The organism is Streptomyces sp. NPDC029152, from assembly GCF_055564355.1.
Genome location: NZ_JBVHWR010000002.1, coordinates 56,400 through 70,091 on the forward strand (window position 1 = coordinate 56,400; position 13,692 = coordinate 70,091).

The following is a 13,692-nucleotide window of genomic DNA, read 5'->3' on the forward strand; positions in this document are numbered from 1 at the left end:
CCGCTACTTCGTCAGCGCGCCGACGAGGGCGTCGATGTACGCCGACATCGAGGCCGGGCCGCCGAACATCCAGATGCCGTCGTCGAGCCGGTGCACGTCGCCGGCCTTCACGAAGGGCAGGGACTTCCAGACCGAGTTCTTGGCCAGCGCGCCGGTGAACGGGGTGGCGTTCGGGTCGTCGTCGTTGCCGATGTAGGCGAACTGGACGTCCCCGGGCAGGGCGGTCAGTCCCTCGACGTCGGTGGAGCCGAGACCGTACGCCTCGTCGCCCTTCACCTTCCAGGCGTTGTTCAGGCCGACCGCCTCGTTGACCTCGCCGATGAGGGACGTCGCCGTGTAGGGGCGGACGGAGACCTGGTTGGAGGTGACGTAGCCGTCGGCGAAGGCGATCTCCTTGCCGGCCAACCCCGCGTCGGCCAAGGCCTTCTTGCCCTCGGCGACCTTCGCCTCGAAGCCGTCGCGGACCGTCCTGGCCTTGTCGGTGGTGCCGGTGGCCTTGGCGATGAGGTCGACGTTCTCGAGCATCTGGCCGATCTGGTCGGTGCCGTCGGCGGACGTGACCTCCAGCACCGGGGCGACCTCGCGCAGCTGCTTCACGGCGGCCGGCGGCAGGTCCGTGGTGGCGACGATCAGGTCGGGGGCGAGCGAGGCGACGGTGTCCATGCTCGGCTCGCCGCGCGTGCCGATGTCCTTGGGCTGGTTCTTCAGCGGGGCGGCGGTGTCCCAGGTCCGGTAGCCCTTGACGTCCGCGACGCCGACCGGGTCGACACCGAGCTGGACGAGGCTCTCGACGACGTTCCACTCGGTGGCGACGACCTTGGTGGCCGGGCCGTCGAGCTTCACCTCGGTGCCCTTGCCGTCCTTGAGCGTGATGGCCTCGGAGGCCCTCTTCTCCGTCTTGTCGGCGGCGGGTTCGGTGGTGCCGCAGGCGGCGAGGGTCAGCGCCGCGGCGGTGGCGGCTGCCGCGGTGAGCAGGAGGCGTCTCATGAGGTGGTGCCGAGCCTTTCGGTTCGTATGTGGTGGCGGCCGATCGGGCGGGTGCGCAGTCGGCCGGTCAAGGGGTCGGTGTCGACGTCGATCCGGATGCCGTAGACGGCGGTCAGCCGTTCCGGCGTCAGGACGTCCTCGGGCAGGCCGTCGGCGACGATCCGGCCCGCTTCGAGCAGCGTGATCCGGTCCGCGACGGCCGCCGCCTGGTCGAGGTCGTGCAGGACGACTCCGACGGCGATCCCGTGGTCGTCCGCCAGGTCGCGGATGAGGTCGAGGAGTTCGATCTGGTAGCGCAGGTCCAGGTAGGTCGTCGGCTCGTCGAGGAGCAGGACGCCGGTCTCCTGGGCGAGGCAGCTCGCCAGCCAGACCCGCTGCAACTGTCCGCCGGACAGGTGGTCGGCACCGCGGTCGGCGAGGCCGTCGACCCCGGTGAGCGCGAGTGCCCGGTCCACGGCGGCCGGACCGTCCGGATCCGGCCGGCCCCAGCGGCCCCGGTACGGATAGCGGCCGAACTCGACGACGTCCCGCACGGTCAGCCCACCGGGGGTCGGCCTGCCCTGCGTCAGCAGCGCGACGTGGCGGGAGAACTCACGTGCCGTCAGCGCCAGCCCGTCGGTGGTGCCGTCGATGCTGAGCGTGGCCCTGCGGGCCCGCTGCAGCCGGGCGATCGTCCGCAGCAGCGTCGACTTCCCGCTGCCGTTCGGACCCACCAGGACGGTCACCTCACCGGGCCTGAGCCCGACCGCGGCGTCGTGTACGACATCGACGCCGTCGTACGACACGGTCACGCCCGTGGCCGACAGCTCATGGCCCCGCAGGCGCGGGGTACCGGCTGCGACTTCACCAGATCTCACATGACGAAGGTTAGCCTAACCTAAGAAGTGCTGGTGACGGGGGGTGCGGGCCCCGCGGGCCGCGAGGGCGCGCGCCCGGCCGGGCCTTCTGGGTGTGGTGTCAACTCGCCTGTGAGGTAAGGGACTTCCACAACCCGGCGCGGTTGAGGGACTGCGGGCAGTGGAGGTAGATCTCGTCGATCTCCAGGAGCAGCGCCAGGTCCGGGCGCCGGCCGTCCCGTGCCATCGCGTCGAAGAACGGCGCGTCCGTGAGGACACGGGCCCGGCCGTTGATCCGCAGCACCTCCTTGCCGCCGGGGATCAGATACAGGAGCCCGGCGTGCGGGTTGTCGAGGATGTTGTGGAAGCTGTCCCCCCGCCGGTTCCCCGGCCGGTCCGGCAGGGCGAGGGTCCCGGCGTCCAGGACGTGCGTGAAGCCCGGGGCGTCGCCGCGCGGCGACACGTCGCAGTTGCCGTCCGCGTCCGAGGTGGCGAGCAGGCAGAAGGGGGAGCGGGCCAGCAGGCCCCGGTCGTCGTCCGTGAGCCGGTCATGGACCTTGTCGATCACGACGGGCCAGGGCTCGCCCAGCAGCTCGCGCAGTTCGGCGCGGGAGCCGACCTCGGTCCACCCCTGGTCGTTGACGGCGCCGGGCCGCTCTCCGGTCGTGTCGATCGCGTGCGGCAAGGCCGACTCCCCACAGGTGTGCTCCGGGCGGATGGTTGCACGCAGCACATTAACTGACGTTAGGTTCGGCTTACCTAACCGGCCGGCGGGTCAGAAGGCGTACCGGATGCGCAGCCAGGGCGCGTGGGCGGCGATCAGCGCACGGAGCCGGGCGACCGCGTCGGCCTTGACGTCGTTGCGGTAGCGCACGTTGAGCGCCCCGTTCTCGGAGCGCTTGGCCTGCTGGAGGTCCGGCCGCCACAGCGTCTCCTCCGCCCGCGGGTGCCAGCCGAGGTTGACCTCGTGCAGCTCCCGGTTGTGCGTCAGCATGATCACCTCGGCGGCGGCCTGCCGCTTCACCCGGTCCGGCAGCACGTCGTCGAGATGCCTCAGCAGCTCCGCCCAGGCCTCCTCCCAGCCCGGTCGCACGACCACGGGGGACAGGTTGAAGTGCACCTCGTACCCGGCGTCCAGGAAGTCGCCCGCCGCGGCGATGCGCTCGGCGACCGGGGAGGTGCGCAGGTCGAGCAGCCGTGAGTCGTCCGGCGGCATCAGCGAGAAGCGGATCCGGGTCCGGCCCCGCGGGTCGAGAGCGAGCAGGTCCGGATTGACGAACTTGGTGGCGAAGGACGCCTTGGCCGTCGGCCACTGCCGGAAGGCGTGCACCAGGTCCGCGGTGTTGTCGCAGATCAGGGCGTCCACCGAGCAGTCGCCGTTCTCGCCGATGTCGTACACCCAGGCCTCGGGGTCGCACTGGTTCGGCTCGGTCTTGGGTCCTTGGCGGGCGATGTGCCGGCCGAGGTGGGCGATGATCGGGTCGATGTTGGTGAAGACGGTGACGGGGTTGGCGTACCCCTTGCGCCGGGGCACGTAGCAGTAGGCGCAGGCCATCGCGCAGCCGTTGGAGGCGCCCGGCGCGATCCAGTCCGCGGAGCGCCCGTTGGGACGCGTGGTCAGCGTCTTCTTCTCACCCAGTACGAGCGTCTCGCCCTTGACCCGCACCCAGCGCTCGACGTTGCCCTCGTTGCCGTGCAGGCCGGGGATGTGCCAGTGGGAGTCGACCTCGATCACGCGGGCGTCGGGAAACCGGGCGACGACCTGACGGCCGCGCGGGGACCCCGCGGCGGCCGGCTCGGCGTGGATCTCGCGCACGGGCAGCAGCCGGCGGGCCGCGGCCGAGTCCCGGAAGAGCGGACCGGGAACGGGCGTGGCGGAGGGCGCGGCCGCCGGGGACGCGGGCGACAGGGCGTCGAGGCCGAACAGGGTGCCGGAGCCGTCGTCCGGTGCGGTGGACGGGTCGTGCATGTCAGCTCCGGTGCGCGAGTGCCAGGACGGACCCTCCCGGCCTCGGCGTGCCGCGGAAGGCCCCGGTCCCTCCACTGTACGAGAGCGCGCGGTGCCGTACGCCGTGTCACCCGTCCCGTCGGGGGCATACGCGTGACACGGCACCGGCCCGGTGCCACCGATCCGAAGGGGTGTACACCGTGCTCGCCATCATCGCGGCGGTTCTGTTCCTCATCGCCTGGCTGATCAACGCGGCGGAGATCTCGACCAACGACGTCTTCACCTCGACCAACGTCATGCTCATCGGCCTCGCCCTGCTGGCCCTGCACGTCGCCGGGATAGGCAGCGGCTGGGCGGCGCGCGGGCGCCGCCGCTGAGTCACCGCCCCGCGCCCCGGCGTCAGAGGACGCGCGCCACGCCCGCGTAGATGCCGCTCTCCTCCGCCGCCGGCGGCTCCTGGTCCGCGCCGTACCACTCGGTGGCGGTGACCAGCCCCGGCGGTACCAGTTCCAGTCCGTCGAAGAACCGGGCCACCTCCGCCCGGGTGCGGAAGCCGAGCCGGATGCCGCCCTTGGCGTACTGGGCGATCACTCGCTCCGCCAGCTCGGGGAACAGGTCGATCGCGGCGTGCGAGAGGACCAGGTGGCTGCCCGGCGGCAGGGTGGCGACCAGGCCGCGGACGATGCCGTGGGCGTCCTGGTCGTCCGGGACGAAGTGCATCAGGGCGATCAGGGACAGGGCGACGGGCCGGTCGAAGTCCAGGATCTCGCGGGCGTGCCGCACGATCTCCTCCGGCTCGCGCACGTCGGCCTGGATGTAGTCCGTGGCGCCTTCCGGGGTGCTGACCAACAGCGCCTCCGCGTGCCGCAGCACGATCGGGTCGTTGTCGGCGTAGACGACCCGGGCCGACGGCACCGTCCGCTGCACGATCTGGTGGAGGTTGGGCTCGGTGGGTATGCCCGTGCCGATGTCCAGGAACTGGTCGATGCCCTGCGCGGCGAGGTGGGCCACCGCGCGGTTCATGAACGCGCGGTTCTGTCGCGCCGCGTCCCGTGCCTCGGGCGGCAGCGTCTCGCCCACCGCCTCGTCGACGGGGTAGTTGTCCTTGCCGCCCAGCAGCCAGTCGTAGACCCGCGCGGGATGGGCCCGGCCGGTGTCGAGGCGAGGGGGCTGGGAATGGTCCGTCGTCATGGCACGCTCCGTCGTCCGGGAGGTGAGGCTTCGCCGCTGATTTCGATCATCGTACTGCCCTGCGGACGTGCCATGTGCGGCCCCTGCGACGGGAGTTGCTCCCCGGTCCCTCATCCGTCCCGGCCCAGGGTCCGGGGCGGACGGTACGTCCGCTCCCGGTCCGCGTCGGTGATCTCGCGGGAGGGATGCCGACCGCCCGGCACTGGGGGCGGGCGGTCGTTGTCCTTCAGGACTCCCCGCCGATGGGTACGGGGCGCTCACGGCAATCCCGGATCCCCGCCCTCTCCGCCCACCGGATGGCTACGTCGACCGTCTCTGCGGGACCGGCATGGACCACATCCAGGACGACCAGCCGTCGCCGGTGGACAGTCACACCGGGTCCGGCAGGTCCATGAGCGCGAGTTCGGCCGGGTCGACCACGGCGGTGATCTCGGTGATGCGACCGTCGGTGACGGTGAAGGCGAGCAGGGACAGCGGGGTGCCGTCCTCGTTCCAGGCGATGACGCCGGGGCGCCCGTTGACGGTCGCCGCATGTCCGTGTGCCGCGCCGCCGGCCACTCGGGCGCGACTGGCGACCTCAGTGGCCCCGATCGTGACGAACCGTCCGCCGGGGGTGTGTACGGTGAATTCCACCTCAGGGTGGAGAACTTCCAGCAGCCGCTCGAACCGGCCCTCGCGGGCCGCGGCCAAGAACGCTCCGACCACCTCGCGTTGCTGCTGTCGGTCGCTTGCCGACTGCTGGACGGCCTGCACCTTCCGGCGAGCGCGACTGGTGAGCATCTTGGTCGCGTCGGTGGACCTGCCGAGGATGGTGCCGATCTCCTCGTGCTGCACGGCGAACACGTCGTGCAGCACGAACGCCAGGCGCTCGTCGGGGCGCAGCGAGTCCAGGACCGTCAACAGCGCCAAGCCCACCGATTCGCCCAGTGCCACAAGCTCTTCCGGAGTCGGGCCGTCGTCGAGCGTCACGGTGAGTTCGGGCAGCCGGTCGTCGAGGGGGACAGTCGGGCGCGTGCGGCCCGAGCGCAGGAGATCGATGCTGATGCGGCCGACCACGGTGGTCAGCCAGCCGCCGAGATTGTCGATGGCGCCGGCGTCCTGGCGGGACAGACGCAGCCACGCCTCCTGCACCGCGTCGTCCGCGTCGGCGTGCGAGCCGAGCACGCGGTAGGCAACGGCTGTGAGCCGGTCGCGGTGCGCCTCGAAGGCATCGGCGATCGGATCGGCGGGATGGGCGCCGGACATGGTGTTACCTCCCTGGAAGCTGCTCCGTCATAGGGGTGACGGGCACCAGCCCCGCAAGGTAACAACCGACCGAGGAGAGCAGCCTGCCATGCAGAACCGACTGAAGAACAAGAACACCGACAACCCCGACGTGTGGAAGGCGATCGGGCACCTGCAGAAGGCGATCGCAGCCGGGGGCGTCGACCCGAAACTGCTCGCGCTGGTCCACCTGCGCGCCAGCCAGATCAACAGCTGTTCGGCGTGCGTCTACGCCAGTGTCGCCGGGGGGAAGAAGGCCGGTGACACCGACGAGCGGCTGCACAACGTAGCGGCGTGGCGTGAGGCGCCGTTCTACACCGATGCGGAGCGCGCGGCACTGGCGCTGGCCGAGGCCGCCACCCGGCTGCAGGACGGCGCGGAGGGAGTCACCGGCGAGATCTGGGAAGAGGTCAACGCCCATTTCACCGAGGAGCAGATCGGCGCGATCAACCTGGAGATCGCGCTGACCAACTTCTTCAACAGGATCAACCGCACCATCAAGGAACCAGCCGGCCAGACCTGGGGCTGAGCCCGACGTGGCTCCTGGTTGCGGGCGTCGGCCGACTCCTTGCCCCGCAGGCGCTTCTCGGCCAGGCCCGCGAGGCCCGGTGCGCCGTCCGAGCAGAGCTCCCGCGCCGCCGTCCTGCCGCGTACGCCGAGCTCGCGGGGGCCGGTGGTCATGCCGCCCCCTCGTGTCTCGCGGCCCGGGCCGCGGCTCCGTCCGCGCCGCCGCCGCGGTGCGGACGGAGCCGCTCGCGCGGGCAGGGATCAGCCGGCGGACACGTCCGTCACCGTCCAGCGCTGGTTGGCGCCGGAGTTGGGCGGCCACGTCGTGACGGCCGCGCCCGCGTGCGTCGCCTGGCCGCCGACCTCCAGGAGGCGTCCGGTGGCGGCGTTGACCAGCGTCCAGGTGCCGTCGCCGGTGGTCGACAGGAGCCATTCGGTGGCCGCGTCGCGCCTGCCGGTGTCGGGTTCGGCCACCGGGACGTCGTCGCGTACGGCCAGCCGCGTGCCGCCCCGCGGGTCGGTGAAGACATAGCGGTCGCGGACTCCGCTGCCGGGGCGTACCGCGCTCAGCCGCCACTGCTGAGCGTCGGTGCCGCTCCCGGAGCCGAGGACCAGGCCCGAGCCGTCGTCCGCGACGGTGACGGCCTTGCCGCTCTGCACGCCGGTCAGCGTGTAGGTGTGACCCTTGCGGAGCGCCGGGGCGTCCTTCGCGACACCAAAGACGCCCTCGATCCCGAAGGAGGTCACGGACTGCGCGGGCACGGTGAAGGTGGCCGTGCGGTCGCTGACCCTGATCGGGGCCTGCTCCGCGAGCCTGCCGTCGGCGCTGGTCACCACCGGGGTGACGGTGGCCCTGCGGCTGACGTCGCGGAACTTCGACAGGTCGATGGTGACCGTGCGGGGCTCGGTGGTGCGGTTGACGTGGACGAGGGAGGCGCCCTTGCCGTCGCGGGTGACGGCGGCGGCGCTGGACGTGTCGTCCGTCCTGATCAGCCGGTCGCCGGGCTTGATGAAGTGGGTGAAGTTGCGCGCGGTGTCGAACTTGGTGTTCGTCCGGATCGGGCAGGTCTCGAGGGTGTCCCGGGCGGTGCAGCTGAACGGTAGCTGGATGCTGCCCCAGTTGCCGCCCCCGGCGGACTCACCGCCCGGCTTCATGTTGTCGTAGTCCTCGACGGGCTGCCAGAAGACCCAGGCGCGGGGCTCCAGTTCGCGCAGGTCGTCGACGATCTGCTGGGCGAGGCCGAGGCCGGGCCGCATGTCCTCGAAGTCCTGCCCGTCACCCCAGTCGCCGCCGACCTCGCTCATCCACAGCGGCTTGTCCGCGGCCTTGGCGAGGTCGCGCACGGTGGTGCGCTGGCCGGTGCCGTAGGTGTGGACGTTCATCTGGCCGACGAGGTCGCGGTCGGCCGGGGAGTACGCGCTCCAGTTCTTCGCGAAGGTGGCGGGGTTGGTCTCGTCCATCGCCGAGATGTCCGCCTTGACCTTCGCCTTCCTCAGCGCGGGGGCGAGGGCCCGGAGGACCTTGCGCTGGAGCTCGGGCCCGATGTGGGCGCCCTCCTGCCGGCCGCCGACGGGCTCGCCGTCGGCTCCCAGCCGTGTTCCCCAGTAGGGCGTGTTGGGCTCGTTGAACGGATCGACGGTGTCGACCTCGATGCCCTCCGCCTGCTCCAGCCGCCTGGTCGCACCCGCCAGGTAGGCGGCGAAGTCGTCGACCGAGTCGGTCCTCAGCTGGTCGGCGGAGGAGTCGAAGCCGCCGGAGACGTAGCCGCTGACGGTCATGAACCAGGGCGGCGAGTTGCTGAACGTCTCCCAGTGGTCGATGTCGTCCTTGATGCGCCCGACCCACCAGCGCTGGGTGGCGTCGGCGTCCTCGTTCCAGTCGGCCGGGTCCTCGGCGCTCCACCAGTCGGTGTCCTCGCGAGTGGTGCCCGCGGGCGCCTTCCACCAGCCCTCGACCGCGCCGCCGGCGCGCAGATAGTCCTTGACGTCCGGCGCGTTGCCGCCGCCGATGTTGTAGCGGGCGATGTTCAGCCCGAGACCGTCGTCGCCGAACAGGAGCCGGGCCAGCTTCTCGCGGATCTCGGGCGGGTAGTCGCCGGTGGCGTTGGCGAACCAGACGAGACTGGTGCCCCAGCCCTCGAACTCCTCCTGCTGGTACGACGGGTCCGGCCGCACGGTGACGGCGGCGGCCGCGGCGGGCTCGGCCTGCGCGGGGACACTGATCAGAGCGGCCCCGGTGGCCAGGGCGGTGAGCGCAGCGGCTCCGAGGAGGCGTCTGCTGCGGGTACGGCGTGCCATCGTGTGCTCCCAACGGGAAGGTGTGGTCGCTGCGGTGGCCCCTTCCGCCTGGTTCCGGGCAGGAGGGGATGGCCCCGGAGCGGGTGCGTGCCGCTCCGGGGAGACAGGGGGGTGCGGGGTGTGCGCTCAGTCGGTGGGCGTGCGCAGGACGGCGACGCCCCGCGGCGCGAGGACGACGGCGCCCTCGTCACCGGTGCCGCCCACCAGGACCTCTCCGGTGAGCCCCGGGACGGTCACGGTCTCGTCGGTCCGGTTGACCAGGAACAGGAAGCGCCCGCCCGGACCGCGGCGCACGGTGGCCTCGACCAGCCCGCGCACCTCGGCGGGCAGGTCGCTCGCCACGCCGGCCGGTGCCAGCAGCCGCGGCAGCAGCGCGGCGAGGCCGTCGGCGCCGAGCCGGGTGGAGACGTAGGCGGCCGAACCGCTGCCCGCCGGGCGCCGGGTGACGGCCGGGCGGCCCGCGTGCGTGCCCGTGCGGTAGCGGGCGAGGACCTCGGTCTCGGGCGCGGTGACGGTGACGTGGTCGGTCCACAGGGCGCCGGTGGCCGCGTCGTCCAGCTCCACGGTCTCTCCGTCGGGCAGCGGACCGAACTCCTCGACGCGGATGCCCAGCAGGTCCCGCAGGGCACCCGGGTAGCCGCCGAGCCAGACGTGGTCGTTCTCGTCCACGATGCCGGAGAAGTAGGTGGTGACCAGGTGCCCGCCCTGCTCGGCGTACCGGGTGAGCTCCTTGGCGAGGTCGGCGGGGACCATGTGCAGCACGGGCGCGATCAGCACCCGGTGACGGCTCAGATCGGCGCCGGTGGTGACCACGTCGGCGCGGACGCCGAGGGAGAGGAGCGCGGAGTACCAGTCGAGCGCCTCCTGGTGGTAGTCGAGCAGCGAGGTCGGGTGCGAGTCCTGCTCGCTCGCCCACCGCGACTCCCAGTCGAAGAGGATGCCGACCTCGGCGGGCTCCCGCTCGCTCCCGGCGACCGGCGCCAGCGCCTTCAGCGTGTCGCCGAGCGCGGTGACCGCGCGGAACAGGTCGCTGTCGGCACCGGCGTGCGGCACCATCGCCGAGTGGTACTTCTCGGCGCCGGCCGCGGACTGGCGCCACTGGAAGAAGCAGACGGCGTCGGCGCCGTGCGCCACGTGCGTCAGCGAGTCCCGGGCCAGCTCACCCGGCCGTTTCGCCAGGTTCACGGGCTGCCAGTTCACGGCGCTGGTGGAGTGCTCCATCAGGAACCAGGGCCGGCCGCCCGCGATGTTGCTGGTGAGGTTCGCCGAGAAGGACAGCTCGTCGCGGGCCTGCGGGTGCGGGACGACGTAGTGGTCGTTGGCGACGAAGTCCACCTCGCCCGCCCAGTCCGCGTAGTTCATGCCCGTGGTGCCGGGCATCACCATGAAGTTGGTGGTGACGGGAACGTCCGGCGTGAGCTCCCGCAGCACCTGACGCTCGGCCCGCAGGTGGTCCTTCAGCGCGTCCGACGAGAAGCGCTTGAAGTCCAGCTGCTGGGTCGGGTTCGGGTGGGAGGCGGCGAGCCGCGGCGGCAGGATCTGCTCCCAGTCGCTGTAGCGCTGAGACCAGAACGCCGTCCCCCAGGCGTGGTTGAGGGCGTCCAGCGTGGTGTACCGGGCGCGCAGCCAGTCCCGGAAGGCGCGTGCCGCGTCGTCCGAGTAGTCGTAGACGTTGTGGCACCCGAGCTCGTTGCTGACGTGCCAGGCGACCAGCGCCGGGTGGCCGGCGTAGCGGGACGCCATCTGCCGGACCAGGCGCAGGGCGTGCTCCCGGAAGACCGGCGAGGTCGGACGCCAGTGCTGGCGTGCTCCCGGCCACAGCGTCTCCCCCCGGTCGGTGACCGGGAGGATCTCCGGGTGCGCGGTGGTCAGCCAGGGCGGCGGGGACGCGGTGGCGGTGGCCAGGTCGACGCCGACGCCGTTCGCGTGCAGCAGGTCCATGACCTCGTCGAGCCAGGCGAAGTCCCAGGTGTCCGGGCCGGGCTGGATCCGGGCCCAGGAGAAGATGCCGACGGAGACGATGTTGACGCCGGCCTCGCGCATCAGCCGTACGTCCTCCTCCCACACCTCCCGGGGCCACTGCTCGGGGTTGTAGTCGGCGCCGAAGGCGAGACGGGGGGCGGGCGCGCCGTCCGGCCCGCCCTGGAGGCGGGACAGGAGGGTGGAGATCATGGCGGTCCTTCCAGTGGGGTGCGTGCGGTGCGGGGGCGGCGCGGATGCCGCGCCGCCCCGTGCGGGCTGCCGCATCGCGTGCTGGTGCTACTGCTCGACGGTGAAGCCCTGCTCCTTGCCGTACTCGACCGAGGCGTCCTGCCAGGACTTCAGGCCCTCGGCGAGCGTGGTGCCGGAGACGTAGGCCTTGCCGACGGTGTCGTTGAAGATCGAGTTCGCGTACACCTGGTAGGGCAGGTACGACCAGTCGTCGGCGACGTTCGCGGCCGCCTCGGCGAAGATCTTGTTGGCCTGCTGACCGCCGAAGTACGGGAACTTCGTGTCCTGGAACGTGCTGGACTGCAGATCCGCGGTGGTCGCCGGGAAGGCGCCGTTCGCCAGGCGGGTCTGCACGCCCTTGCCCGCGTTGGCGTACTCGACGAAGGCGTACGCCAGTGCCTCGTTCTTGCCGAGCTCGGGCAGGGCGAGCGCGCTGCCGCCGTTCTCGGCGCCGGCCTTGTCGCCCGCCGTCCACTGCGGGAGCGGGGCGGCGCGCCAGTCACCGGAGGCGTTCTTCACGCCCGACTCCAGGTTGGCGGGCATCCAGGCGCCGGTGGCGAGGGTCGCGATGCTGCCGTCGCCGAGGCCCTTGTACCACTCGTCGCTCCAGCTGGTGACGGGAGCGAGCAGCTTCTCGTCGATGAGCTTCTGCCAGACGGCGGTGAACTTCCCGGCGCCCGCGTCGGAGAAGTCGATCTTCACCTTGGTGCCGTTCACCGTGTAGGGGTGCGAACCGGCCTGCCAGAGCATGCTGGTGGCGAAGCCGGCGTCACCGGTGTCGGCGGTGATGTACGCCTTCGGGTTCTTCCTGTGCAGGTCGCGGGCGGCGGTGAGGTACTCGTCCCAGGTGGTGGGCACCTCGATGCCGTACGTGTCGAAGACCTTCTTGTTGTAGAACAGCGCCATCGGACCGGAGTCCATCGGCAGGGCGTAGACGCCGTCACCGCCTGCCTGCACGCCGTTCCAGGGGCCGGGCGAGTAGCGGGCGGCGAGCTTCTCGGCGCCGAAGCCCTTGAGATCGGTGAGCTGCTCGGTCAGGGCGAACTGGCCCATCGCGTAGTACTCGATCTGGGCGACGTCGGGCACGCCCTTCTTCGCCGATATGGCGTTCTGCAGCGCCGTGTACTGGTCGTTGTTGGTGCCCGCGTTGACCAGGTTCACCTTGACGCCGGGGTGTTCCTTCTCGAAGCCGGCGGCCACCTGCTTGAGCGTGGGCTCCCACGCCCAGACGGTGATGGTGCCGCCCTTCTTCAGAGCCGCCTGGACGTCCTCCTGGGAGACCGACTTCCCGCTCGATCCGCCGTCGTCGCTGCCGCCGCAGGCGGTCGCTCCCAGGGCGAGGGCGCAGACGAGACCGATGCCGCGCAACAGGCGGCGCGAGTGCTTGTGCATGGGCGAGCTTCCACTTCTTCGTGGCCGGGAACCGGCACGGTCGAGGGTCGGAGAAACGTGGCGGAAGGCGGGGGAGCCGGAGCGCGGGGGAGGGGGCCGGGCTATTCCTTGACGCTTCCGGCGGCCAGTCCGGACTGCCAGTACTTCTGCAGCAGCAGGAACGCGGCGATCAGCGGCAGGATCGTGACGAGGGACCCGGTGACGACCAGGTTGAAGACGGCCTCGCCGCCCGCGGTCTGCGCCTGCTGGTTCCAGCTGTTCAGGCCCAGCGTCAGCGGATACCAGTCCGGGTCCTTGAGCATGATCAGCGGCAGGAAGTAGTTGTTCCAGGTCGCCACCATGGTGAACAGCAGGACGGTGACGATGCCGGGCGCCAGCAGCGGCAGCGCCACCCGGAAGAAGGTGCGCACCTCGCCGGCGCCGTCGATGCGGGCGGCCTCCATCAGCTCGGTCGGGATGGCCTCGCTCGCGAACACCCACATCAGGTACAGGCCGAACGGCGAGATCAACGAGGGGATGATCACCGCCCAGGGCGTGTCGGTCAGGCCCATCTTGCTGAACATCAGGAAGGTCGGCACCGCCAGCGCCGTACCCGGCACCGCCACCGCGCCGATGACGACGGCGAAGACGCCGCGCCGGCCGGGGAAGTCGAACTTGGCGAGCGCGTAACCGCCGAGGACGGCGAGGAAGGTGGCGCCGCCCGCGCCCAGTCCCACGTACAGCAGGGTGTTCAGCAGCCAGCGGGTGAACACGCCGTCGTCGTAGGTGAACGTCTGCGTGATGTTGTCCCACAGGGCGAAGTCCCCGTCGAACCACAGGCCGAAGGAGTCCGACAGGCCCTCCTGCGTCTTGGTGGCGCTGATGACGAGCCAGAGCAGCGGCACCAGGCTGTAGAGCGCCACCAGCCCGGTGAGCACGGTCAGCAGGACGCTGCGCCGGGGCCTGCCCGGGGTGTGCCGGCGGCGGGCGGCGCGCAGCTTGGGCGCGGCGCGGCGGGCGCCGGACGGAGTGGGCGCGGGACGGTCGGAGACGGTGACGACAGGACTGGTCATCGCTGCT

General features: G+C 71.5%; 12 protein-coding genes. 2 read left to right on the forward strand and 10 right to left on the reverse strand.

What is annotated here, in order from left to right; translation table 11 throughout:
- Positions 1 to 3: 3 nt before the first annotated feature.
- From ACZ4V6_RS04105 to ACZ4V6_RS04120, 4 genes are all read right to left on the reverse strand, one after another.
- Complete coding sequence (locus ACZ4V6_RS04105; RefSeq protein ID WP_467822322.1) at positions 4 to 987, reverse strand: iron-siderophore ABC transporter substrate-binding protein; 984 nt, start codon at positions 985 to 987, stop codon at positions 4 to 6.
- The gene (locus ACZ4V6_RS04110; protein WP_467822324.1) at positions 984 to 1,844 is read right to left on the reverse strand and encodes an ABC transporter ATP-binding protein; all 861 of its coding nucleotides are present in this window, start codon (positions 1,842 to 1,844) and stop codon (positions 984 to 986) included. The genes ACZ4V6_RS04105 and ACZ4V6_RS04110 overlap by 4 nt, the downstream gene beginning before the upstream one ends.
- Positions 1,845 to 1,944: 100 nt before the next feature.
- Positions 1,945 to 2,508, reverse strand: a complete 564-nt coding sequence (locus ACZ4V6_RS04115) for an MSMEG_1061 family FMN-dependent PPOX-type flavoprotein (RefSeq protein WP_467822326.1) — start codon at positions 2,506 to 2,508, stop codon at positions 1,945 to 1,947.
- A 90-nt stretch (positions 2,509 to 2,598) separates the two neighbouring features.
- Positions 2,599 to 3,792 (reverse strand): spore photoproduct lyase family protein, encoded by a 1,194-nt coding sequence (locus tag ACZ4V6_RS04120; protein ID WP_467822327.1) that lies wholly within the window; start codon positions 3,790 to 3,792, stop codon positions 2,599 to 2,601.
- 179 nt (positions 3,793 to 3,971) lie between these two features.
- On the opposite strand from ACZ4V6_RS04120, the gene ACZ4V6_RS04125 reads away from it, so the two are divergent.
- Complete coding sequence (locus ACZ4V6_RS04125; RefSeq protein ID WP_189229309.1) at positions 3,972 to 4,148, forward strand: hypothetical protein; 177 nt, start codon at positions 3,972 to 3,974, stop codon at positions 4,146 to 4,148.
- Positions 4,149 to 4,170: 22 nt separating this feature from the next.
- On the opposite strand, the gene ACZ4V6_RS04130 is transcribed toward ACZ4V6_RS04125, so the two are convergent.
- Both ACZ4V6_RS04130 and ACZ4V6_RS04135 read right to left on the reverse strand, forming a co-directional pair.
- Positions 4,171 to 4,962, reverse strand: a complete 792-nt coding sequence (locus ACZ4V6_RS04130; protein WP_467822329.1) for an SAM-dependent methyltransferase — start codon at positions 4,960 to 4,962, stop codon at positions 4,171 to 4,173.
- A 369-nt stretch (positions 4,963 to 5,331) separates the two neighbouring features.
- Entirely contained in the window at positions 5,332 to 6,207 is an 876-nt protein-coding gene (locus ACZ4V6_RS04135) for a sigma-70 family RNA polymerase sigma factor (protein ID WP_467822331.1), read from the reverse strand.
- A gap of 88 nt (positions 6,208 to 6,295) precedes the next feature.
- On the opposite strand from ACZ4V6_RS04135, the gene ACZ4V6_RS04140 reads away from it, so the two are divergent.
- Positions 6,296 to 6,754, forward strand: a complete 459-nt coding sequence (locus tag ACZ4V6_RS04140) for a carboxymuconolactone decarboxylase family protein (RefSeq protein WP_467822333.1) — start codon at positions 6,296 to 6,298, stop codon at positions 6,752 to 6,754.
- A gap of 239 nt (positions 6,755 to 6,993) precedes the next feature.
- On the opposite strand, the gene ACZ4V6_RS04145 is transcribed toward ACZ4V6_RS04140, so the two are convergent.
- The 4 genes from ACZ4V6_RS04145 to ACZ4V6_RS04160 form a co-directional block, all read right to left on the reverse strand.
- Positions 6,994 to 9,030 carry an RICIN domain-containing protein gene (locus ACZ4V6_RS04145; protein ID WP_467822335.1) on the reverse strand — a complete coding sequence of 679 codons (2,037 nt, stop codon included), beginning with the start codon at positions 9,028 to 9,030 and terminating at the stop codon, positions 6,994 to 6,996.
- 126 nt (positions 9,031 to 9,156) lie between these two features.
- On the reverse strand, positions 9,157 to 11,202 hold the full coding sequence (locus tag ACZ4V6_RS04150; protein ID WP_467822336.1) for a beta-galactosidase: 2,046 nt from the start codon (positions 11,200 to 11,202) through the stop codon (positions 9,157 to 9,159).
- 87 nt (positions 11,203 to 11,289) lie between these two features.
- Positions 11,290 to 12,633 carry an ABC transporter substrate-binding protein gene (locus ACZ4V6_RS04155; protein ID WP_467822338.1) on the reverse strand — a complete coding sequence of 448 codons (1,344 nt, stop codon included), beginning with the start codon at positions 12,631 to 12,633 and terminating at the stop codon, positions 11,290 to 11,292.
- A gap of 101 nt (positions 12,634 to 12,734) precedes the next feature.
- Positions 12,735 to 13,685, reverse strand: coding sequence for a carbohydrate ABC transporter permease (locus ACZ4V6_RS04160; protein WP_467822340.1), 951 nt, complete (start codon positions 13,683 to 13,685; stop codon positions 12,735 to 12,737).
- Positions 13,686 to 13,692: the final 7 nt, after the last annotated feature.

Excerpts from the sequence above, each read along its gene's own strand:
- ACZ4V6_RS04130 (WP_467822329.1), bottom strand. The coding sequence starts at position 4,962 with ATGACGACGGACCATTCCCAGCCCCCTCGCCTCGACACCGGCCGGGCC.
- ACZ4V6_RS04135 (WP_467822331.1), bottom strand. The coding sequence starts at position 6,207 with ATGTCCGGCGCCCATCCCGCCGATCCGATCGCCGATGCCTTCGAGGCG.
- ACZ4V6_RS04160 (WP_467822340.1), bottom strand. The coding sequence starts at position 13,685 with ATGACCAGTCCTGTCGTCACCGTCTCCGACCGTCCCGCGCCCACTCCG.
- ACZ4V6_RS04150 (WP_467822336.1), bottom strand. The coding sequence starts at position 11,202 with ATGATCTCCACCCTCCTGTCCCGCCTCCAGGGCGGGCCGGACGGCGCG.
- ACZ4V6_RS04120 (WP_467822327.1), bottom strand. The coding sequence starts at position 3,792 with ATGCACGACCCGTCCACCGCACCGGACGACGGCTCCGGCACCCTGTTC.
- ACZ4V6_RS04155 (WP_467822338.1), bottom strand. The coding sequence starts at position 12,633 with ATGCACAAGCACTCGCGCCGCCTGTTGCGCGGCATCGGTCTCGTCTGC.
- ACZ4V6_RS04145 (WP_467822335.1), bottom strand. The coding sequence starts at position 9,030 with ATGGCACGCCGTACCCGCAGCAGACGCCTCCTCGGAGCCGCTGCGCTC.
- ACZ4V6_RS04140 (WP_467822333.1), top strand. The coding sequence starts at position 6,296 with ATGCAGAACCGACTGAAGAACAAGAACACCGACAACCCCGACGTGTGG.
- ACZ4V6_RS04105 (WP_467822322.1), bottom strand. The coding sequence starts at position 987 with ATGAGACGCCTCCTGCTCACCGCGGCAGCCGCCACCGCCGCGGCGCTG.